This window comes from Brevundimonas sp. Leaf168 (assembly GCF_001423685.1).
Lineage (GTDB): Bacteria > Pseudomonadota > Alphaproteobacteria > Caulobacterales > Caulobacteraceae > Brevundimonas > Brevundimonas vesicularis_C.
Genome location: NZ_LMOY01000001.1, coordinates 409296 through 431065, shown reverse-complemented (window position 1 = coordinate 431065; position 21770 = coordinate 409296). Strand labels below are relative to the sequence as shown.

Here is a 21770-nt window from a genome sequence, read left to right as displayed (position 1 = left end):
GCCATGAAGACCAAACTCGCCCTTGCCGCCGCCGCCCTGTCGCTGGCGGCCTGCAATCCGTCCGAGCCGGCCAAGGCGCCCGCCGCTCAGACGCCGACCGCGACCGACGCCGTGACCGCAACCGACGCCTGGTGCCGCCCGTCGCCGAATGGGGCCAAGGCCGGCGGCTGCTACGTCACCCTGACCGCCGCGACCGACGACAGGCTGACGGGGGGATCGACCCCGCGCGCCGCATCGCTTCAGGTCCACGAGATGAAGACCGAGAACGGCATGATGAAGATGGCCGAGCTGACGGCGGGCCTGCCCCTGCCCGCCGGTCAGGCCGTGGCCTTGGCGCCGGGCGGCAACCACCTGATGCTCATCGGCCTGACCGCGCCTCTGGTCGCCGGCGAGACCGTGCCGCTGACGTTCCAGTTCGCGTCGGCGCCGGCGATCACGGTTCAGGCGCAGGTTCGCCAACCGGCCATGGAAGGCATGGATCACGCCGCCCACTGACCTCAGTTGAAGCGCGAGCCTGACAAACGGCTCTGAACCCGCTAAAGGCTCGCGCCTCACGAGGAATACCATGGCTCTTAAAGTCGCGATCGTCGGCCTGCCCAACGTCGGCAAGTCCACCCTGTTCAACGCCCTGACCAAGACGGCGGCGGCCCAGGCGGCCAACTATCCGTTCTGCACCATCGAGCCGAACACCGGCGATGTGGCCGTGCCCGAGGCGCGTCTGAACGCCCTGGCCGAGATCGCTGGATCGAAAGAGATCATCCCGGCCCGCATCACCTTCGTCGACGTCGCCGGTCTGGTGCGTGGCGCGTCCAAGGGCGAAGGCCTGGGCAACCAGTTCCTGGCCAACATCCGCGACTGCGACGCCGTGGCCTTCGTCGCCCGCTGCTTCGTGGATGACGACATCACCCACGTCGAGGACCGCATCGATCCGATCGCCGACCTGGAGATCATCGAGACCGAACTGATGCTGGCCGACATGGAAAGTCTGGAGCGTCGCCGGCCGCAGCTGGAGAAGCGCGCCAAGGGCGGCGACAAGGAATCGGTCCTGACGCTGAAGCTGGTCGATCTGGCCCTGGCCCAGCTGAACGCTGGCAAGCCCGCGCGCACTGCCGAGGTGTCCAAGGAGGACATCAAGGCCTGGCACATGCTGCAACTGCTGACGGCGCTCCCAGCGCTTTATGTCTCGAACGTCGAGGAGGGCTCGGCCGACAAGGGCAACGACCTGTCCGACAAGGTCGCGGCCCGGGCCGCCCAGGACAACGCCAACTCGGTCGTCATCTCCGCCCAGATCGAATCCGAGATCGCCGTGCTGGACGACGAGGAACAGAAGGAGTTCCTGGAGACCCTAGGTCTTGAAGAGCCCGGCCTGAACCGTCTGATCCGCGAGGCCTACAAGCTGCTGGGCCTGCAGACCTATTTCACGGTCGGGCCCAAGGAAGCCCGCGCCTGGACCATCAATGTCGGCGACACCGCGCCCCAGGCGGCCGGCGTGATCCATACCGACTTCGAGAAGGGCTTCATCCGCGCCGAAACCATAGCCTATGACGACTTCGTCTCCCTGCGCGGCGAGGCCAAGGTGCGCGAGGCCGGCAAGCTTCGCGCCGAAGGCAAGACCTATGTCGTCAAGGACGGCGACGTGATGAACTTCCTGTTCAACTAGGCGGCGCGGCCGGCGGGGTTTCGGCCCCGTCCTTCTTCATCATCTTTTCCAGCGGATTGGCGGGATCGGGCGCGCGCGGCGAACCGGGGCAGCGCGCCAGTTTCACCGTCTTCATATCCTGATCGACATAGGTCAGGTTCATCACGTCGCCGCTCGTGCCCATGTGCACCCGCTCGGTCTGAGGCCGGCCCGCACATCGCAGCACTGCGACATAGCCGGAACCCGTCTCGTCGATGCTGGCGATGTCGCAGTTACGGCCATAGGCGTCGAAGCGCAGCGGCGTCAGGATGATCGGGCTGCGTTCGCCCTGGGGCCGGGCGCACCATTGCGGGTTCGCCGCCCAAACGCCCACGAAACTGCGCGGCCCCCGCCCGGCCAGAGACGACGGGCCCGGCGGTTCGACCGGCTGCATGGCCTCGGGCGTGCGCAGGGGCGCCGCCGGTTCGTTCGGCGGATTGACCTCGTGATCGCCGCAGGCGGCCAGAAGGGCGATCGCACCCGCCATCGGGATCAAGGCTGTTTTCATCCCGCCACAACGCCACGGCCAAGGTTCGGGTTCAATCCGAGGTCCAGCGCCAGCGGCTGCAATCGGATTCAGCTCAGAACCACCCGGCCGTCGATCATCCGGAAGGCCACGCCGGTGCGCTGGAACAGGCGGGCGATGACGGCGGACGGATCGGGCGCGCCTTGGTCCAGCAGCCGCTCGACATCGCCGCGCAGTGACGGGTCGCGCGATGTCCGGGTCAGGGCCGTCAACCATTCCTCGCGGCTGAGCACGCCGTCCGGCTGGCGCAGCAGAGGTCTGAGGAAGTCGAACCAGTCGCCGCCGGTCCGCTGGCGTTGCGCGCCCTCCGCCGCCAGGGCGAAGACGGCCCCGCAGGCGTAGTAGGCGCGGTGTTCGCCCCGGGCGCCGGCCTGGGCGATCGGCTGGCGGGCCAGGTTGACGCAGTCGTCCACCTCGGACTGAAGCTCGGCCCGGTCGTCATAACTTGCATCGAGGGCCTTGAGGGCGCGCACAGCCATCAGGTCGGCTCCGCCCTCGGTGATCCAGGCCTCATCGGCGAAAGCGTAGCGCACCGTCTGCCCCAGCCAGAAATGCGCCCCCTCATGGCCGATGAACCAGCGCGAACGCTCCATGATTTCGGGCTGGGGCGAGGTCACGCCCCTGCCCTCGAACGACATGACGATCAGGCCCGGCAGGACGCTGCCGCCCATGCTGGTCATGCTTTCGGTCGGCCCGTTCCAGGCCACCATGACGATGGGCGTATCGCCGCCGGAGCCCGGCGCGCCGAGACGGTCGCGATAGTAATGACCGACACGCGGCGCAAAGCCCCGGATCTCCTCCCCGATCCACGGCGGCAGATTGGGGTCCATGACGGTCGACAGGCCGTCGCCCGGCGTCACCGTCGCTTCGCCCAGCAGGACATAGCTGCGCTCGTCCGTCGTGGTCAGTTCGTCGCGACGGCGCCCGTTGAACAGGACGGGTCCATTCTCATCGCGCCACGTCACACGCGAGGGACCGCCATCCAGCCGGATTCGGTTCAGGTCGTCCGGCACCTGTTCAGCCGCCTTGGCCGACGGCAAAGCGAAGACATCCAGTTGTCGCGTCGGCAGGGCCACCGCGCCATTGGAGAGCAGCAGGGTCGGATATTCGGCCTCAAGATCCACCGCCTGCGGTCGAACGCGGAAGCGGACTTCGCGCGGCACGGGACCGCCGTCCGTGCTGCGGATGATGTCGTAATGACCGCGTCGCTCCATGACGACGCCGGGCGTCTCGACCGTCCATTGGCGCGGCCGCCAGGGCTGGCGCGAATCCTGTTCCAGCGCCGAATCCTGGAAGGCCCAGACCGGCACATCGCGCCCGAAGCGATAGTCGATGTTCAGGTGATCGCCGTCGCGGGTCACCGTCACCTGGGGTCCGCCTTCCTCCTGAAAGGTCGCCGGCGCCGACACGGGCCCGGCGGCGCAGGCGCCGCTCATAAGGGCGAGGGCCAGGATGGCGGACGAGGCGAAGGCGTGGACGCGCAAGGGCGATCTCCTGAAGGGCGCTGGGCGCGAAGCCTAGCGGTCGTCAACGCGCCGCGTCAGCTTACGGTTTCGTCAGGCTGAGGCCCGTTCCAAGGCGCGGCCCGCTGCCGCCAGTTCGCCGGCCATCACGGCCTTCAGCCGCTCCGGCGCCAGGATCTGCACCTGCTCGCCCCAGGTAAACAGATGCCAGGCCAGCTCGCGCATGCCCGAGGCGCGGAACCGCACGATCACGCCGCCGTCCGACTGATCCTCAAACGACTGGGTCGGGTGCCAGCGCCAGCCCCTGGCCTCGGCCGCGCCCTCGGGCGCGATGCGCAGCACGACGTCCTCGATCTCGTCCTGATAGATGCCGAAGGACTGGCTGGCGAAGACGCCGAGGTCGAAATCGGCGGGCGGCACGGCCATCCCCTCCTGCGGGGCGACATGGCTCATCCGGTCAAGGCGGAAGGTCTGGATGCGGCCGGTCTCGCGATCGGCGGCGACCAGATAGTTGGCCCGGCCGAACATGACGCCGCACGGCGCCACGCTGCGCCGACGCGGCTCGGCGCCCGGACGGGAATAGGTGAAGCCCAAGGGCTGCTGCGCCAGCACAGCCGCGCGAATGGCGGTCAGCATGGCTTCGTCGGCGGAGGGTCGAGGGCCGGCCTGGACCGCAATGGTCTCTGCCCGGACCAACGCCTCCAGATCGGGCGCCATCCGGTTCAGCGTGGTCGAACGCATCGCCGCCTTCAGCTTGCGCTCCAGCCCCTCCAGCGCCATGGCGCGCGCCGGTTCGCCGGCGGCGCGCAGGGCGGTCGCGGCCTTGGACAGTTCCAGCATTTCGGTCGCCGTCGGGGCCTGTTCGAAGGCCGACAGACCGCCCCGGATGCGCCAGCGTTTGGACGGCGGGTCCGAGACCTCGTCCACCTGGGGAAACAGCATCAGCACGGCGTCGCGCATCCGTTCGGCGGTGCGGCGGCCGACGCGCATGTCGCGCGCGATCTCGTCCAGGCTCAGCCCTTCGGCGCTGGCGGCCATGCGGCGTGCCAGATCGATCACCATCGCCGCCTTGTCGTGTCTCAATGCTCTCGCCGATCCCTACGTCCGTTTCTGACGCAACACTGCTTCATAACGACATCATCGACAAGAGGCCCCCGCTTCAGGAGATCATCAGATGGCGCGTTTCCAACCCACCCAGACCGTCAGCGCCAGCCGCTACATCATCGTGCCGTGCGAGGCCGACTGGTCGTCCGACCTCGCCGTGATCTGGGACCGGCTGGAGGAACAGGTGGTCGACGTCATCTCGGCGGCCGCCAGCAGCCGCTATTCGGACGAGGACATGCTGTGGGACGAAGGCCGCGCCGGCGACATGGCCCCGGAATGGCGGATGGCCGCCTGAGCTCAGGCCGCCTTCGGCTTGGTCCAGCGATCGATCATGCGCTGGGCCGGCTGCTCGACAAGTCGGTGTGCCACGACGGCGACCGCGACGATGAAGCCGAACATGGCGACGGCGAACAGGTCGTTCAGCCAGACCGAGCCGAAGTCGATGCGACGAACCGGGACCAGGTCCAGCTTTCTGGCCACGATCATCATCACGGTCAGGATGAACATGTGGACCATGTAGATGGCGAACGACCACCGCCCCAGGGTGACCAGAGCCGGATGGTCCAGCACGCGTGACAGCGCCCCCTCCTCGCCGGCGAAGACCCAGATCAGCGCCACGAAGATCAAGGTGACGGCCACGGTGATCGGCCCCTGAGCATAGCCGATGAAGATGCAGGCGGCGACGATGGCCGCGATCTCCAAAAGCGTCGCGGCGCCGCCCTTGAGCCGCGGAATGCGGGTCCAGAGCCCCTGCAGCAGGCAGCCCAGGAAGAAGCCATAGACCGCGCGCGGTACGGCGAAGTCATAGGTCGTGTTCATCCAGCGCCGGGCGTAGCTGAGCACCAGCGCGCCGCCGATGATCGCCAGCACCAGCCCGATCCAGCGGAAGCGTTTGGGCGCGATCAGCACCAACCCCGCGAAGATCAGATAGCAGGCCCATTCGGCGCTGAGCGTCCACGATGGCCCGTTCCAGGTCAGATAGGGATGCACATGCCAGGCCTGGATCAGCGCCAGATTGGTAAAGATCGCCTCGATTGACCGATCCCGCGTGAAAGGCGGCGCGCTGTCGAAATGGAAGACAAGCCGCGCCAGCTCCAACCCGATGAAGGCCGCCAGCATTAGCAGATGCAGCGGCCAGATCCGACCGAAGCGCCGCACCATGAACCGCGCGGCGTCGCGGCCCGACTTCAGTCGGTTCGCATAGGCATGAGCGATGACGAAGCCCGACAGAACGAAGAAATAGTCGACAAACAGATAGGAATGCTGAATGAAACCCCAGTCGCGCCAATGACTTGCGACAGGCATATGAAACATCACGACAAGGATGGCGCACACCCCGCGCAGGGAGTCCAGAGCCTCGAAACGGCGATGGGCGGCAGGAAGAGGTCCGGACAATGTGTTCACGGACGCGTGATAGCGCCGGTCAAGGTTGCGCGATAGGGGTCTGAAGAGACTTCAGTCCGAGCCGGCTTTGACCGCGAGAACAGCGCGACCGCAAAGGTCGCGCAGAACCGCCTGGTCGACATCTTCCAAACGCGAAACATAGAGGCAGCCCACGCCGGTTTTCACCTTGCCTAGGCGGGCGATAAGCTCGGCTCGTTCAGAGAAATCCCCACCGACATAAAGCACCAGATTGGCTTTTCGCGGCGAGAAGCTGATCAGCGGCCAGCCGCCCTTGGGGCCGCCGTCGTTGCCGAACCCGACGATGGACGATCCCCAGAGCACGGCCGGTTCACCCGTGATGTGAGCCATCATTGCGGAGACGGCATGAGCATCAGACCGTCGGCGTGGGTCGTCGATCGCAGACAAGAAGGCGTCGATAGAGGCGTCGGTGGGGCTGGTCTTGGGCGTGCTGGCCATGGCTCAAAGCCCCTTCACGATCCCTTCGACCATTTTCTTGGCGTCGGCGAACAGCATCATGGTGTTGTCGCGGAAGAAGAGTTCGTTCTCGACCCCGGCGTAGCCCGAACCCATGCCGCGCTTGATGAACAGCACCGTGCCGGCCTTTTCCACATCCAGGATCGGCATGCCGTAGATGGCGCTGGTCGGGTCGGTTTTAGCCGCAGGATTGGTCACATCATTGGCGCCGATGACGAAGGCGACGTCGGCGGTGGCGAACTCGGCGTTGATGTCCTCCAGTTCGAACACCTCGTCATAGGGCACGTTGGCCTCGGCCAGCAGGACGTTCATATGGCCCGGCATCCGACCGGCGACGGGGTGGATGGCGTATTTCACCTCGACCCCCTCCTCCTTAAGCTTGTCGGCCATTTCGCGCAGGGCGTGCTGGGCCTGAGCCACCGCCATGCCGTAGCCGGGCACGATGATGACCTTGGACGCATTCTTCATGATGAAGGCGGCGTCCTCGGCCGAGCCCTGTTTGACCGGCCGCGTCTCCTTGGCGCCGCCGGGACCGGCCGCCGCATCGCCGCCGCCGAAGCCGCCCAGGATGACGCTGATGAAGCTGCGGTTCATGCCCTTGCACATGATGTAGCTGAGGATCGCGCCCGACGATCCGACAAGGGCGCCGGTGATGATCAGGGCGATGTTCTCCAACGTGAAGCCCAGCGCCGCCGCCGCCCAGCCGGAATAGGAGTTCAGCATCGACACCACGACCGGCATGTCGGCCCCGCCGATGGGTATGATCAGGGTCGCGCCCAAAACGAGCGCGATCAGGAAGACGCCCCAGAAGGCCCAGGTCGCCGCGCCATTCGTGCCGATCAGGATGCCGATCAGGAAGACCAGACCCAGCGCCAGGCCGACATTGATCAGATGCCGCGCCGGCAGGATGATCGGCGCGCCGCTCATGTTGCCATTCAGCTTGGCGAAGGCGATGACCGAGCCGGTGAAGGTGATGGCCCCGATGGCGACGCCGAGGCTGAGTTCGATGATCGACAGCGTCTTGATGCCGTTTCCGTCGTCGGACAGGATTCCAAAGGCCTCGGGCGCATAGATCGCGCCGATGGCGACGAGGCAGGCGGCCATGCCGATCAGACTGTGGAAGGCCGCGACCAGCTGCGGCATGTCGGTCATGGCCACTCGCTTGGCGATCAGGGCACCAGCCCCACCCCCGACGATGACGCCGCCCGCGATCAGGGCCAGGGTCACGGTATCCAGCGCCCCCGTCGTGCCCAGCGTCAGCAGGGTCACGCCGATGGCCAGCGCCATGCCGACCATGCCGAAGGTGTTGCCCTGACGGCTGGTCTCGGGGCTAGACAGCCCCCGCAGCGAAAGGATGAACAGGACGCCTGAAACCAGATAGGCCAGTGCGGCCAAAGATGCGTTCATCACGCCCCTCCCCTCAAGACGTGCGGGCCAGCCGCCACAAGGCGGCGGCGATGAACAGCGGGCCGATGAAGAACAGGGCCCATTCGAAGACGCCCAACGGCCGGTCCTGCGTCACCACGCGAACCAGAATGGCCGAAAAGACCAGGGCGATGCCGCAGTCGTGCAGCCGCTGGCGCTTGATCGGCGTCTTGGCCCCGAACCAGCCGTACAGCCACAGGCCGAAGCCGATGCCGGTCGCGACCCAGGATCCGGTGATGGCGATCTGTGCGGCGTCCGTCACGAAGACGCCTCGGGAGCGGCCTTAGCAGCGGGCCGCTCCTTCTTCTTGTACATGGCCAGCATCCGCCGCGTGACCATGAAGCCGCCGAAGATGTTGACGCTGGCCAGGGTGACGGCGACCACGCCCGCCCCCTTGGCGATCCAGGCGCTGGGGCCGGTCGCGTCACCGGACACGGCCGCCGCCGCGATCAGGCCGCCGACGATGATGACGCTGGAAATGGCGTTGGTCACGGCCATCAGCGGCGTATGCAGGGCCGGCGTCACGCTCCAGACGACATAATAGCCGACGAAGATCGCCAGCACGAAGATGGCCAGGCGGAAGACGGTGGGATCGACGTGTTCCATGGTCAGTTCCTACATTGGCTCACTAGAGACAACTCTCGCATTTATCCCGACGATATCTCCCAGGTGCCAAGCAGTTTCGGGAGCAAAATAAGTCGCCGTGACTACGGCTTGATCACCCGGATATGGTTGTCCGCCAATCTGATCATCAGCATAGCTCATTTGTATCCAACGCCCCCAAACAGGGTAAGGTTGGTTGCCTTCTCCACCTTGCGCGATGACACACACTGGCTCTGGCGTAACGACGAATCCGTATCGCAACGAGGTCCCGTTCGGATGCCTCGACTCCACATATCGGAATTCACCAGCAACCCGATCTCCGTCACGAAGACACTTCGCTCCAGCAGTTGGCGACTGAGCAATTCCGGCAACCGCGAAGGCTAGTGCAACACCGATCATCCCCGCACCTTCTCATGCACCACGGCCCCGCCGTCTGTGACTACCGCCGCCTTCAGGATCTCGTCTTCGAGATCGACAGCCAGACCGCCATCCTTGATCAATAGGCCGACGAAGGCGGTCAGATTGCGGGCGTAGAGGGCGCTGGCGTCGGCGGCGATGCGGCCGGGCAGGTTCGACCAGCCGACGATGGTGACGCCGTTCGCGGTGGTCACGACCTCGTTGAGCTTGGAGCCCTCGACATTGCCGCCTGCCTCGACCGCCAGATCGATGATGACCGAGCCGGGCTTCATCGAGGCGACATGGGCGGCGGTCAGCAGCACAGGCGCGGCGCGGCCGGGGATCAGGGCTGTGGTGATGACCACGTCCTGCTTGACCACATGGCTGGCGGTCAGCTCGGCCTGTTTGGCCTGATACTCGACCGACATGGGTTTGGCGTAGCCGCCGGCGGTCTGGGCGTTCTTGAACTCCTCGTCCTCGACGGCCAGGAATTTGGCGCCCAGGCTTTCGACTTGTTCCTTGGTCGCGGGGCGAACGTCGGTGGCGGTGACGACGGCGCCCAGGCGACGCGCGGTGGCGATGGCCTGCAAGCCCGCGACGCCCACGCCCATGATGAAGACCTTTGCGGCGGCGACCGTGCCGGCCGCCGTCATCATCATCGGGAAGCCCTTGCCATAGGCGTAGGCCGCCTCGATCACCGCGCGGTATCCGGCCAGGTTCGCCTGGGAAGACAGGACGTCCATGACCTGGGCGCGGGTGATGCGGGGCACGAACTCCATGGCGAAGGCGGTGGCGTTGGCCCCGGCCAGGGCGTCGACGGTGGCCTTGTCGCGATAGGCGTCCAGCATGGCGATGACTATGGCGCCGGGCTTGAGCGCGCTGGTTTCCTGGGCCGTAGGGCCGCGCACCTTCAGCACGATGTCGGCGCCGTCCAGCACGGCGCGGGTGTCCGGCTTCACCACAGCACCTGCGGCGGCATAGTCGGCGTCGGGAATGGAGGAGCCAAGGCCGGTCCCGGCCTCGACCGTGACGGTCGCCCCCAGGGCGATCAGCTTCTTGACCGTCTCGGGCGTGACGGCGCAGCGCGTCTCGCCTTCGCGACGTTCACGGGTGACGGCGATAGCGACGGCCAAGCGAATCCCCTCGTTCTTTTCGTTGAACGAAGGTTAGGCCGTTCCGGCGCAAGCCGTCAAAGCACGGTTATGCCAAAGCTTGGCGAGGGCGCGTGATTTCAGACCGCCCAAGGGCGATCCTACGCAAGGCTCAGTGCGCGGCGCCCGGCTTGGACTTCAGCGCCACGAAGCCGACGCCGCCCAGAACGACCGCGCCGATGACGGCGGCCATGAAGCTGCCGCCTGGGTGGAACCACAGGGTCAGGAACAGCAGCAGCACCGCGATGGCCAGGCTGCCCCACTTGGCCAGGTTCAGGAACAGGCGATAGGTCGAGACCTGTTCGCGCACTTCCATATGGCCGTGCAGATAGGCTTGCGCATCGGCGTCGGCAGGTGCGTTGGCGGTGTCGTGCAGGTCGGCCATTCGTGGAATCCCCTCGTCGTTATCGCGGACTTACACCGAGGCGACCGCCCCGCTCAAGCCCGCAGTCATGCCTTGCTCAGGCCAGCGCCTCGAACTGATCGACCAGCCGCTCCAGCCTCTGACAGCCGACGCTCCAGAAGGCCGGGTCGCGCGGATCCAGACCGAACGGCTTCAACGCCTCGACGTAGGTCCGCGATCCGCCGCCGGCCAGAAGCTCGCGATAAAGCGGCGTGAAGCCGGCCGGATCGTTGCGACGCGCCTCCATCAGCGCCGCCACCAGCAGGTCGCCGAACGCGTAGGCGTACACATAGAAGGGCGAATGGACGAAGTGGCTGACATAGGCCCACCAGTGTTCATAGCCGGGGTTGAGCTTGACCGACGGCCCCAGCGAGGCGCCCATTTCCTCAAGCCACAGCTGGTTGATCCGCTGTTGGGACACCTCGCCCTGCAGGCGCTCGTCGTGGAAACGGGTCTCGAACCGGTGGAAGGCGATCTGGCGCACGACGGTGTTCAGACCATCCTCGATCCGGCCGGCCAGCAGGCCCCGCTGCTCGGACTTCGGCGCGGTGGCCAGGAGGCGGTCGAAGGTCAGTCCCTCGGCGAAGATCGACGCCGTCTCGGCCAGGGTCAGGGGCGTGTCGGCCAGAAGCGTGCCCTGATCGGCCGCCAGAGTCTGGTGGACGCCATGACCCAGCTCATGCGCCAGGGTCAGGACATCACGCCGCTCGCCCATCCAGTTCAGGAAGACATAAGGGTGGCGGTCGGCGGTGACGGGGTGGGCATAGGCGCCCGACTGCTTGCCCGGCCGCGCCCGGCCGTCGATCCAGGGCTTGTCGAAGAAGCCGCCGGCCCGGTCGGCGAAATCGCCGCCCAGGTCCGAGAAACTGTCCAGTACGATCTCGCGCCCCTGGGTCCAGGTGAAGGCGCGCGGCGTCGTCGTCTCGATCGGGGCGTTACGGTCCCAGTGGTCCAGGCGCGCCTTGCCCATCGCCTTGGCCTTCAGCGCATAGTAGCGATGCGACAGGCGCGGATAGGCGGCGGCGACCGCCTCGGCCATCGCATCCACGGCCTCGCCATCCACCTCGTTGCCCAGGTGACGGCTGTCGGCGGGACGTTTGAAACCGCGCCAGCGATCCTCCATCGCCTTGTCGGCGGCGACGGTGTTCAGCACCAGGGCCAGCGTCGGGGCGCGGGCGGCCAGCGCCTCTGAAAGACCCTCGGCGGCGGCCTTGCGGCGCGCGGGTTTGGCGTCCGACAGGCGGTTCAGCGCCTCGGCCAGCGTCAGTTCCTCATGGCCCGCCTTTGCACGCAGGGCGGCCAGCTGCTCATCGAACAGGCGCGGCCATTGGGCCGTGATCGGTCCGCGCTCGGCGATGAAGGTTTCCAGTTCGGCCGACAGTTCGTGCGGCTTCATCGCCCGCACCCGGCGCAACCACGGCCGCCAGCGCGCTGCGCCGGCATGGGCGGTGAGCGCCGCTTCCAGCGCCGCATCGTCGATCTGATTGATCTCCAGCGTCAGCCAGACAGTCGGCGTGGCGATGGCGGTGATCTTCTCACGCACATCGGCCTCGAAGCCTTGCGCCGTCGCATCGTCGCGCGCGGTTGAGGCCGACAGGAAGGCGTAGGCGCCCAGCGCGCCCAGGACGTCGGACGCCTGCTCGTAAAGCTGGATCGCGCGGTCCAGCGCCTCGCCCAGCGCCTGCGCATCCTGATCCGCCGCCAGCAGGCCCTTCAGCCCATTCAGCGCCTCGACCAGACCCCTCGCCTTTTCCAGATCGGCGGCCACCTTGGCGTCATCGCGCGAGGCATAGAGGTCGGTCAGGTCCCATAGCGGGGCTTCGGTGTTCGGCGTCTTGAAGGGAGCGTTCATGCCCCTTTTCTGGGGATGCGCGGCGACGGCCGCAACCGTCCCTTGCGCTTTCTCGACGTCACGGCCCGTGCAATCCTGCCTTTCGGAGACGCCTGAATGACCGAAACCCTGCAGCATGACACCGGCCGGACGGGCCTTGGCGGGGCCTCGGCCCTGTTTGCGATTCGCGTGGCGACGGGTCTGGTTCAGGGGCTGGCGCTCTATCTGCTGTATCTGGCGGCCGACAGCCGCGTCTGGCCCGAAACCCAGCCAGTGGTGTTCGGCGCTCTGGCCCTGGCGACCGGCTATGTGCCGGTGGTGGTTCTCGCCGGTGTGGGCCGGGTCAAGCCGCTGGCCCTGATCCTTTGGGCAGCCGCCGCAGCCGGCGTGCTGGCCCTGCTGGGCGTCCACGACGTCGCCCGCCAGGTGCTGAAGCCGCATGAGGAGCCGCCCTTCCTGAGCTTCCCCGTGCTGGCCTTCAGCGCGGCGGCTCTGTTCATCGCCCACCACCTGATCGTGCCTGCGATCCGCGAACGACGCTGGATCGTCGACTATCCCGACTATTTCGACATCGCGTGGAAGGCGGGGGTGCAACTGGCCCTGTCGCTGGGGTTCACCGGCGCCTTCTGGATCCTGCTGCATCTGGGCGCGGCCCTGTTCAAGATGATCGGCCTCGGCTTTCTACAGCATCTGCTGAGCGAGGCGTGGTTCGCCATTCCGGTTACGGCCCTGGTCTTCGCCACCGCGGTCCAGCTGACCGATGTGCGCGACGGCCTGATCCGGGGCGTGCGGACCGTGGCGTTGATGCTGCTATCGTGGCTGCTGCTGGTGATCACGGTCCTGGTCGGCGGCTTTCTTGTCGCCCTGCCCTTCACCGGACTGGACGGTCTGTGGGAGACGCGCAGCGCGACGGCGCTGGTATTGTCGGCCGCCGCCGCCCTGATCGTGCTGATCAACACGGCCTATCAGGATGGGCGCGCCGACAATCTGCCGCCGGTCGTTCTGCGATACGGCGTGCGGGCCGCGTCCGTCCTGATCGCGCCGCTGATCGTTCTGGCCGCCTGGGGCCTGGGCTTGCGGATCGGCCAGCACGGCCTGACGCCCGATCGGATCATCGCCGCCGCCTGCACCCTGATCGGCGCGGTCTATGGCGCGGGCTATCTGCTGGCGGCCGTAAAGCCGGGCGGCTGGATGAAGCCGCTGGAGCGGACCAATGTCGTGGCCGCCGTCCTGTCGGTTCTGGTCATCCTGGCCCTGTTCAGCCCATTGGCCGATCCCGCCCGCCTCTCGGTGCAGGATCAGGTCGCACGCTTGCAGCATGGGACTGTGTCCGCTGACACGTTCGATTATGACTTCCTGCGGTTTGAGAGCGGCAAGGCCGGCGAGGCGGCGCTGAGACGTCTGGCCGCCTCAACCGATCCACGCATCGCGCGAAACGCCCGCGCCGCCCAGGCCCGCCCGTGGCCATCCGGCGATACTGCGCAAGGACTGCAAGCGCGCAAGGCCGCCATCCGCCTGAAGGCCGCCGATGGCCAGTCCGTGCCCGCGAGCTTCGTCGAACAGTTGGACGCGCAGGTGGACGTGCTGTTCAGCTGCAATGCGGAAGCCCCCTGCGTCGTGCGATCAATGGACCTGAACGACGATGGACGAACCGATCTGCTGGTCGCTACGGCTCGCGAAATCGTCGCCTTCGATCAGGACGACCAGGGCCAGTGGCGCGTGACGGGCCGATACGGCTTCACCTGCGGGCGCAATGCCGAGCGGATGAACGAAGGCCTGTCGAAGGGCGTCGCGACGGCGCCGGCGACCCTGCCGGATCTGGTTGTCGACGGCCAGAAATTGCGCGCCAGCCCCGAGGTGCGATGCGACGCAACCGAGCCGCGTTAACGGGACGCTCACCACGCCGTGTCACCCGATTTTCACCTCGCCATCCTAGGAATCGTCCCGAAACGATCCATCCGTGACGGGTTGGGCGACAGTACAAGGGATTTTCATGGCCAAGACCATCCTGGTCGTTGACGACGATCCGACCCAGCGCCGGTTAATCCAGGCCGTGCTGGAGCGGGACGGCAACGCCGTGGTCCATGCCGCCAGCGGCGGCGAGGCCATCGACCGGATGACGCGCGGCGGCGGGGCCGATCTGATCCTGCTGGACATGGTCATGCCCGAGATGTCGGGGCTGGAATGCCTGGCCGAACTGCGTAGCGCAGGGATCAACGAGCCGGTGATCGTCCTGACGGCCAACGGCGGCATCGACATGGTGGTCAAGGCCATGCAGGCCGGGGCCCAGGACTTCTTCGTCAAACCGGTGGGCCCGGAACGCCTGCTGGTCGGCGTGCGCAACGCCATGCAGATGAAGCGCCTGACCGCCGAGGTCGGCCGCCTGACCAAGCGCGTCCAGGGTCGCACCAGTTTCGACGACATCGTGGGCGACAGCGCGCCGATGCGCATGGTCAAGGCGCTGGGCGCCCGGGCCGCCAAATCCTCGATCCCCGTCCTGATCACCGGCGAGAGCGGCGTCGGCAAGGAGGTCATCGCCCGCGCCCTGCACGGCGCCAGCGACCGAGCCGGCAAGCCCTTCGTCGCCGTCAACTGCGGCGCCCTGCCCGCCAATCTGATCGAATCCATCCTGTTCGGGCATGAGAAGGGCGCCTTCACCGGCGCCGTGGACAAGACGCTGGGCAAGTTCCGCGAGGCGGACGGTGGCACCCTGTTCCTGGACGAAATCGGCGAACTGCCTCTGGACATGCAGGTCAAGCTGCTGCGCGCGCTGCAAGAGGGCGAGATCGATCCCGTCGGCGGCAAACGCCCAGTCAAGATCGACGTGCGCATCGTCTCGGCGACCAATCGCGACCCCGCCCAGCAGGTCAAGGACGGCGCCTTCCGCGAGGATCTGTTCTATCGCCTGAACGTCTTCCCGATCGAGGCCCCGTCCCTGCGCGACCGGCGCGAGGACATAGCGCCCCTGGTCGATCACTTCATCGCCCGTTTCAACGCCGAGGAGGGCAAGCGGATCGCCGGGTGCGCGCCCGAGACCCTGGCTCTGCTGCAAGGGTTCGACTGGCCCGGAAACGTGCGGCAGCTGGAAAATGCGGTGTTCCGCGCCATCGTGCTGGCCGACGCGCCCTTCCTTCAGCCGCACGATTTCCCGGCGATTTCGGGCGTCGCCGCGCCCCTGCCCGACGCCCAGCCCCTGAAGGCCGCCACAGCCGCCGGCGCTCAGACCGACGCCGCCGCGCAGGTCGATCAGCCGATCCGTATCCTAGACGAGCGCGGCCATCTGCGCACGCTCGAGGACATCGAACGCGACCTGATCCAGCACGCCATCGAGGTCTATGCCGGGCACATGAGCGAGATCGCCCGCCGCCTCGGCATCGGCCGCTCGACCCTGTATCGCAAGGTCCGCGAACAGGGGCTGGAAAATCAGCTCAAGGAAGCGGGCTGAGGGTTACCCTCTCCTCCCCACATCGTGCGGAGGTGGCGCGGCGCTCCTTAGCGCCGTGACGGAGGGGCTCTTCATCGCATCATAGCGCCTTTGGAGATTCGAGAGCCCCTCCACCGCTTCGCGGTCCCCCTCCCCACGAGTGGGGAGGAGACGATCACTCAGGCTTCTTTCGCCCCCAACGGCTTTTCGACGCTTCGCCATTGGCCTTGGCGGTGATCTCTTTCAGCTTGCGGCCCTGCATGGCCGACAGGGCTTGCCCCGGCGCGCCCTTTTCGGGGTCGGCGAAGGCGCGGCCGTGGGTCTTAACGCGCTCGCTGACCGAATCTATGAACTCGCCCTCCCATTCGGACAGCGAAACGCCCGCCTTGTCCGCCGCGCGGCGAGCGCGTTTCAGGGCGTTCAGAGCAGCGCGTTTAGCCGCCTCGCGCTGCATCTCGAAGGGGCTGGGCAACGGCTTCTTGTTGGCGCCATCGCCTTTCAGGCCGCCTGATCGCGACAGCCCGCCTCCTGGCTTGAAGGGGGTGCGCTTCAAGCCGGGTCAGCCTCAGATCTCGCCGAGCGCTGAGAGGTAGAGGTCCAGAATGGCGTCCTCTTCCTGACGCTTGGCCTTGTCCTGCTTTCTGATGCGGATGACCTTACGCAGGATCTTGACGTCGTAGCCCTCGCCCTTGGCCTCGGCGAAGACCTCCTTCATGTCGATCATGACGGCCTGCTTGTCCTCTTCGAGGCGCTCAAGGCGCTCGATGATGGTGCGAAGGCGGCCCTGCGCCGTGGCGGTGAGAACGTCGGAACCACCGTCGAACGAGGCGTCGTCAGCCATGGGAATACTCCAGAAATCAGGCGCGGACGCTAACCATGCGGACAGGCGCGCGACAACCGCGAACACGAAAAAGGCCGCGGACAGAAATCCGCAGCCTGTGGATCGTCATCTTTCAAGCGCGCTATCGCCCTTCGGGCTGCTTGAGCGCGATCCAGCGTGCGCACGCCGCCGAAGCGGCGCGCAGCGAACGCTGCTTAGCCCTGCTTCGCCTTGAAGCGCGGGTCGGTCTTGTTGATGACGAAGACAACGCCCTTGCGACGCACGACCTTGCAATCGCGGTGGCGGGTCTTCAGCGACTTGAGCGAGCTACGGACCTTCATGGTCGGACGTCCTGAAAGAAACCAATAAGAAAGCCGCTGACCCGGTCGGATCGCGGCGGAGGCGGTCGTATAGAGAGAGGGGTTCGGAAGGTCAAGCCGCCAAAGCCCAAAACCGCAGAAAACCCAGTCCCCGTCTGCTCTGCGAGCTATTTCCGCTCATGTGCTCAAGCAGCCCGAAGGGCGATAGCACGCTCAGAAAACTATGGAGGCCTGACCTCCGAGTCGAACGGAGGGTTTACGGGGTTGCACGCCCGCCGCGTCGCCGCTCCGCCATCAGGCCGTCAGAGCTGGTGCGTCATTACGACACACACGTCTAAGGCGTCCAATACAAAGGTGGTTAACGGCGCGCCTTACACCCGAGCGGGGAACAGTGAAGCAACGCATTCGCGCCGCGCGCGCTTTAGGGCGTCGAAATGGCCGTTCGCGCGGATGTCATTTCGTGTCTGACCCCGGGGGCTTTAGTTTGAATCTCATGCGCTTTTCCTACCGCCTTCTCCTGATCGGCTGCGTCTCGGCCTGCGCACCCATGCTGCCCGAGCCGCAGGTGAATCTGCCGACGCCCCAGCCTCAGCCGCAGGCGGGCGCGCCGGTCACGACGCCGGCCCCTGCCCCCCAGACGCCGCCGTTGGCCGCCTATGACCAGCAGGGTTTCGAGGGCTGGAAGCAGGGCTTCCTGGCGCGTAAGGGCGGCGTCCGCCGCGCGGACTACGCGCGAGAACTGGAGGGCCTGACGCCCGATCCGACGGTTATCCGCCTGGATCGCAACCAGCCTGAGTTCTCCAAACCCGCCGGCGCCTATGTTCAGAATGCGGTGACCCCGGTGCGAATCGCCCAGGCCAAACAGCGCATCGACCGGGTGCCGTGGTCGGTGGTTCAACGCTTCGGCGTGCCCAGCGAGATCCTGGTCGGCGTGTGGGCCCAGGAGAGCGCATTCGGTCAGGTGCAGGGCGACTATGACGTGATCCGCTCGCTGGCGACCTTGGCTTATGACGGTCGCAGACGCGATTGGGCCGAGGGGCAACTGAAGGACGCGCTGGACATCGTCGTGGACGGCCGGCGCGAGCGCACGGGGCTGAAGGGCAGCTGGGCCGGGGCCATGGGCCAGACGCAGTTCATGCCCGACAACTATCTGCGCCTGGGCGTGGATCAGGACGGCGACGGCAAGGTCGACATCTGGCGCGACGACGCCGACGCCCTGGCGTCCGCCGCCAACCTGCTGGCCCAGGCCGGGTGGAAGCGCGGTCAGGGCTGGGGCTATGAAGTCACCCTGCCCTCCGGCTTCGACTATGCCGAGGCGGAAGGCCCGAAGCACAACTGGGCCTATTGGGCGGCCAAGGGCGTGCGCCTGGCGCAAGGCGGCACGCCGAACGGCGCAGAGGCGCTGGAAGAGGCGACCATCCTGCTGCCGCAGGGCGCGAACGGTCCGGCCTTCCTGGCCCTGCCGAACCACTATGTGATCCGCCGCTACAACAACTCGGTGTCCTACGCCCTGGCCATCGGCCTGACGGCGGACGGGATCATGGGCAAGCCGGGGCTGACAAAGGCCTGGCCCAACGATCCGTCTATGACGCGCGATCAGCGGATTGGGGCGCAGCGCGCCCTGACGCAGCTCGGTTACGACACCCAGGGCGTCGATGGGGTGATCGGTTCCAACACCCGCGCGGCCCTGCGTCGCTGGCAGATCGCCAACAACAGGATCGCCGACGGCTATCTGACGCCGGCGCTGGCGGACGAACTGATCCGCCGGACGAACTGAACCGCGTCTCCCGCCCCTCGCACCGCGATGGGCGGGCGTGGATTAGACCCTACCCCTTCACGCGCCAGGTGGCGCCGTCGGGGCCGTCCATGACGACGACGTTCAGGGCCTTCAGGCGGTCGCGGATGCGGTCGGCCTCGGGCCAGTCCTTTGCGGCGCGGGCCTTGGCGCGTTGGTCCAGCAGGGCCTCGACCTCGGTCTTCAGCGCGGGATCGCCGCCCTCGAACCAGGCGTCCGGCGTCAGCGACAGGACGCCGAGCAGCCCGGCCGCTTCCTTCAGGCTCCAGCGCGCCATGGCGACATCGTTGATATCGGCCTCGGCATCGTTCAGCAGCTCGCGCAGGGTGTTGCCGAGCCCGAACAGCTGGGCGATCGCGCCCGGCGTATTGAGATCGTCTTCAAGCGCGTCCAGCACAGGATCCAGTGCGTTCTCGGCCAGCTCCATCTCGGCCTCGTCCAGCGTGGCCTCGTCGAAGTCGGTCAGGGCCGCATCGGCGTCGCGCAGGACGCCATACAGCCGGTCCAGGTTCTTGCGACTCTGCTCCAGCAGCCCCTGGTTCCAGTCCAGCGGCTGGCGGTAGTGGGCGCTCAGCAAGGCCCAACGGACGACCTCGCCCGGCATGGCCTGGACCAGGTCGTGCAGCAGCAGGACGTTGCCGATCGACTTGGACATCTTCTCGGCGTCCACGGTCAGAAAGCCGTTGTGCATCCAGTATCGGGCGTATTCGTCATGCGCCTGATCGCCATGGGCATGGCCGTGGGCGCAGACGCCCTGTGCGATCTCGTTCTCATGGTGGGGGAAGACTAGGTCGATGCCGCCGCCGTGGATGTCGATGGGCAGGCCCAGGGTCTTTTCGATCATGGCCGAGCATTCGATGTGCCAGCCGGGGCGCCCCTCGCCCCACGGCGACGGCCAGGACGGCTCGTCCGCCTTGGACGGCTTCCACAGGACGAAGTCGTGGGGGTTCTTCTTGTACGGCGCGACCTCGACGCGGGCGCCGGCGATCATGTCGTCCAGGTTCCGGCCCGACAGGGCGCCGTAGGCCTTGTAGGACGAGACGTCGAACAGCACGTGCCCCTCGGCGGCATAGGCGCAGCCCGCGTCGACAATGGCCTGGATCTGATCGACGATGGCCGGGATGTAGTCGGTGACGTGGGGCGCGATATCGGGCGGCGAGACGTTCAGCAGGCCCATGTCGGCGAGGTAGGCGGCTTCGTAGCGGGCCGTGACTTCTCCGATCGGCACGCCCTCGCGCGCGGCCTTCTGATTGATCTTGTCGTCCACGTCGGTGACGTTGCGGGCGTAGATCACATGGTCCGCGCCATAGGTCCGGCGCAGCAGCCGCACCAGGACGTCGAACACCACCGGCGGGCGCGCATTGCCGATATGGGCGTAGTCATAGACCGTGGGGCCGCAGACATAGAGGGTCACACGATCCTTGTTCCGGGGCTCGAACAGGCGCTTTTCACGGCGCAGGGTGTCGTGGATGTGCAGCGGCATGGATCAGTCTTTAGCGGGTTTTCTTGCGGGACGGACGGTCTGTCCCATATAGCGGCCTGATATACAGTCCCGACGGATTGTAGAAGGTAAACCGGGCGACCCGCCCGCCCCGGCCGGAAATCGAGTTCATGAGCGTCACCCCCGCCAAGCCCGTCCTCGTCAGCGACGAAACCGTGCAACGTCCGTCGCGCGAACAGGCGCTGGAGGCCGTGCGCACCCTGATCGCCTGGGCTGGCGACAATCCGAACCGTCCCGGCCTGATCGACACGCCCAAGCGGGTGGTCGACGCCTATGGCGAATGGTTCGACGGCTATGACGCCGATGCGGGCAAGGAGCTGAGCCGCACCTTCGAGGACGTGACCGGCTATGACGACATGGTCATCCTGCGCGACATCGAGGTCGAGAGCCATTGCGAGCACCACCTGGCCCCGTTCCTGGGCAAGGCCTACGTCGCCTATCTGCCCGGCGAGAAGGTGGTCGGCATCTCCAAGCTGGCGCGGGTCGTCGAGATCTATGCGCGGCGCCTGCAGAACCAGGAAACCCTGACCAACGACATCATCGACGCCATCGAATCGCACCTGCAGCCGCGCGGCGTGGCGGTGCTGGTGGACGCCGAGCACCAGTGCATGACCACGCGCGGCGTGCATCATCGGCACGTTTCGACCATCACGACCCGCTTCACCGGCGCCTTCAAGGACGATCCTGCCCTGACGGACCGTTTTTTGAAGCTGGCCAAGGCCTGAACGCCGAACCGTCGTCCCTCTGTCGTGTATAATTGACGTTCGGGAACGGCAGATCGTTTAGAACCGCTTTACAAGCCCGCATCGGGACGCCAAGAACCGATCAAGCCTTCGGGCGATCCATAGGGAAATGTCGGCGCGGAACGCAGCCGGCGAGTAACGGAGACGATGCATGGCTGCCAAGCTCGGTGGTTCCGGCGGGGACAAGCACACGATCGAACAGACGGCGGATATCAACATCACGCCGTTCATCGACATTCTGCTGGTGCTCATGATCATCTTCATGGTCGCCGCGCCTATGGCGACCGTGTCGATCCGTCTGGACCTGCCGCCCGCACAGCCGCCCACCAATCCGACCGAAGAAAAGGAACCGGTGTACATCACCATCCAGGAAAACGGTCAGCTCTTCCTGTCGGACAAGCAAACCTCGATCGACAACCTGGCCACTGACGTCTGCACCGCCCTGGGCGGCGGCGCCTGCCAGGAAGAGCGCGTCTTTGTCCGCGCTCAGCCGGAAGTGAAGTACTCGCAGTTCATGGAAGTCATGAACAAGATGCAGGAGAACGGCTTCTTCAAGGTCGGCCTGCTGAACGAAGACATCGAATAGGACCTTCGTCCTTTCCAGGATTGGGGCCGCGTTCCGAAAGGGACGCGGCCTTTTTCTTTGCCGAAAGACTTGCCGGATCGATCGACTGCACCCTTGATGCCGCATCGGTTGTTCGAGGAGTCC

23 protein-coding genes are annotated in these 21770 nt (G+C 66.4%); 8 read left to right on the top strand and 15 right to left on the bottom strand.

What is annotated here, in order from left to right; genetic code table 11:
- Positions 1–3 precede the first annotated feature (3 nt).
- Positions 4–495: a copper chaperone PCu(A)C gene (locus tag ASF81_RS02105; RefSeq protein ID WP_055804197.1), complete on the top strand. Its 492-nt coding sequence runs from the start codon at positions 4–6 to the stop codon at positions 493–495.
- Between the two features lie 70 nt (positions 496–565).
- Positions 566–1660, top strand: a complete 1095-nt coding sequence (gene ychF / locus ASF81_RS02100; protein ID WP_055804194.1) for a redox-regulated ATPase YchF — start codon at positions 566–568, stop codon at positions 1658–1660.
- On the opposite strand, the gene ASF81_RS02095 is transcribed toward ychF, so the two are convergent.
- The 3 genes from ASF81_RS02095 to ASF81_RS02085 all read right to left on the bottom strand — a co-directional run bounded on the left by ASF81_RS02095 (position 1653) and on the right by ASF81_RS02085 (position 4750).
- On the bottom strand, positions 1653–2186 hold the full coding sequence (locus tag ASF81_RS02095) for a hypothetical protein (protein ID WP_055804191.1): 534 nt from the start codon (positions 2184–2186) through the stop codon (positions 1653–1655). The genes ychF and ASF81_RS02095 overlap by 8 nt on opposite strands.
- Positions 2187–2254: 68 nt before the next feature.
- Complete coding sequence (locus ASF81_RS02090; protein WP_200932843.1) at positions 2255–3688, bottom strand: hypothetical protein; 1434 nt, start codon at positions 3686–3688, stop codon at positions 2255–2257.
- 72 nt (positions 3689–3760) lie between these two features.
- Positions 3761–4750, bottom strand: coding sequence for a YafY family protein (locus ASF81_RS02085; protein WP_055804188.1), 990 nt, complete (start codon positions 4748–4750; stop codon positions 3761–3763).
- 91 nt (positions 4751–4841) lie between these two features.
- On the opposite strand from ASF81_RS02085, the gene ASF81_RS02080 reads away from it, so the two are divergent.
- Positions 4842–5066, top strand: a complete 225-nt coding sequence (locus tag ASF81_RS02080) for a hypothetical protein (protein ID WP_055804185.1) — start codon at positions 4842–4844, stop codon at positions 5064–5066.
- Between the two features lie 2 nt (positions 5067–5068).
- Here ASF81_RS02080 and ASF81_RS02075 read toward each other — a convergent pair whose 3' ends face one another.
- The 8 genes from ASF81_RS02075 to ASF81_RS02040 all read right to left on the bottom strand — a co-directional run bounded on the left by ASF81_RS02075 (position 5069) and on the right by ASF81_RS02040 (position 12479).
- Positions 5069–6175, bottom strand: coding sequence for an acyltransferase (locus ASF81_RS02075; RefSeq protein WP_055804182.1), 1107 nt, complete (start codon positions 6173–6175; stop codon positions 5069–5071).
- Positions 6176–6226: 51 nt separating this feature from the next.
- Positions 6227–6580, bottom strand: a complete 354-nt coding sequence (locus ASF81_RS02070; protein ID WP_200932842.1) for a DUF1801 domain-containing protein — start codon at positions 6578–6580, stop codon at positions 6227–6229.
- Between the two features lie 54 nt (positions 6581–6634).
- Positions 6635–8056, bottom strand: coding sequence for an NAD(P)(+) transhydrogenase (Re/Si-specific) subunit beta (locus ASF81_RS02065; protein ID WP_055804175.1), 1422 nt, complete (start codon positions 8054–8056; stop codon positions 6635–6637).
- Between the two features lie 13 nt (positions 8057–8069).
- Positions 8070–8336 (bottom strand): hypothetical protein, encoded by a 267-nt coding sequence (locus ASF81_RS02060; protein ID WP_055755025.1) that lies wholly within the window; start codon positions 8334–8336, stop codon positions 8070–8072.
- Positions 8333–8680, bottom strand: a complete 348-nt coding sequence (locus ASF81_RS02055) for an NAD(P) transhydrogenase subunit alpha (protein ID WP_017505954.1) — start codon at positions 8678–8680, stop codon at positions 8333–8335. Before ASF81_RS02055 ends, ASF81_RS02060 begins: the two co-directional genes overlap by 4 nt.
- 392 nt (positions 8681–9072) lie before the next feature.
- Entirely contained in the window at positions 9073–10206 is a 1134-nt protein-coding gene (locus ASF81_RS02050) for a Re/Si-specific NAD(P)(+) transhydrogenase subunit alpha (protein ID WP_055804170.1), read from the bottom strand.
- A 130-nt stretch (positions 10207–10336) separates the two neighbouring features.
- Entirely contained in the window at positions 10337–10609 is a 273-nt protein-coding gene (locus ASF81_RS02045; protein ID WP_017505952.1) for an aa3-type cytochrome c oxidase subunit IV, read from the bottom strand.
- Positions 10610–10685: 76 nt separating this feature from the next.
- Entirely contained in the window at positions 10686–12479 is a 1794-nt protein-coding gene (locus tag ASF81_RS02040; RefSeq protein WP_055804168.1) for a M3 family oligoendopeptidase, read from the bottom strand.
- A gap of 96 nt (positions 12480–12575) precedes the next feature.
- On the opposite strand from ASF81_RS02040, the gene ASF81_RS02035 reads away from it, so the two are divergent.
- Together ASF81_RS02035 and ASF81_RS02030 are read left to right on the top strand one after the other, a co-directional pair.
- Positions 12576–14345, top strand: coding sequence for a DUF4153 domain-containing protein (locus ASF81_RS02035; RefSeq protein ID WP_055804165.1), 1770 nt, complete (start codon positions 12576–12578; stop codon positions 14343–14345).
- A gap of 106 nt (positions 14346–14451) precedes the next feature.
- A complete protein-coding gene (locus ASF81_RS02030) occupies positions 14452–15903 on the top strand; it encodes a sigma-54 dependent transcriptional regulator (RefSeq protein ID WP_055804162.1) in 1452 nt (483 codons plus the stop codon).
- Positions 15904–16057: 154 nt separating this feature from the next.
- Here ASF81_RS02030 and ASF81_RS02025 read toward each other — a convergent pair whose 3' ends face one another.
- The 3 genes from ASF81_RS02025 to ykgO form a co-directional block, all read right to left on the bottom strand.
- Positions 16058–16435 (bottom strand): hypothetical protein, encoded by a 378-nt coding sequence (locus ASF81_RS02025; RefSeq protein ID WP_055804159.1) that lies wholly within the window; start codon positions 16433–16435, stop codon positions 16058–16060.
- Between the two features lie 12 nt (positions 16436–16447).
- Positions 16448–16723, bottom strand: a complete 276-nt coding sequence (locus ASF81_RS02020; protein ID WP_055804156.1) for a DUF2312 domain-containing protein — start codon at positions 16721–16723, stop codon at positions 16448–16450.
- A gap of 194 nt (positions 16724–16917) precedes the next feature.
- Positions 16918–17043 (bottom strand): type B 50S ribosomal protein L36, encoded by a 126-nt coding sequence (gene ykgO, locus ASF81_RS02015; protein ID WP_008263184.1) that lies wholly within the window; start codon positions 17041–17043, stop codon positions 16918–16920.
- Positions 17044–17515: 472 nt separating this feature from the next.
- On the opposite strand from ykgO, the gene ASF81_RS02010 reads away from it, so the two are divergent.
- Positions 17516–18799 (top strand): lytic murein transglycosylase, encoded by a 1284-nt coding sequence (locus ASF81_RS02010; protein WP_055804152.1) that lies wholly within the window; start codon positions 17516–17518, stop codon positions 18797–18799.
- A 49-nt stretch (positions 18800–18848) separates the two neighbouring features.
- Here ASF81_RS02010 and cysS read toward each other — a convergent pair whose 3' ends face one another.
- On the bottom strand, positions 18849–20300 hold the full coding sequence (gene cysS / locus ASF81_RS02005; RefSeq protein ID WP_055804149.1) for a cysteine--tRNA ligase: 1452 nt from the start codon (positions 20298–20300) through the stop codon (positions 18849–18851).
- Between the two features lie 128 nt (positions 20301–20428).
- Here cysS and folE point away from each other — a divergent pair, with 128 nt between their 5' ends.
- Together folE and ASF81_RS01995 are read left to right on the top strand one after the other, a co-directional pair.
- Positions 20429–21043, top strand: coding sequence for a GTP cyclohydrolase I FolE (gene folE / locus ASF81_RS02000; RefSeq protein WP_055804144.1), 615 nt, complete (start codon positions 20429–20431; stop codon positions 21041–21043).
- 169 nt (positions 21044–21212) lie between these two features.
- A complete protein-coding gene (locus ASF81_RS01995) occupies positions 21213–21647 on the top strand; it encodes a biopolymer transporter ExbD (RefSeq protein ID WP_017505348.1) in 435 nt (144 codons plus the stop codon).
- The last annotated feature ends 123 nt before the right edge of the window (positions 21648–21770 follow it).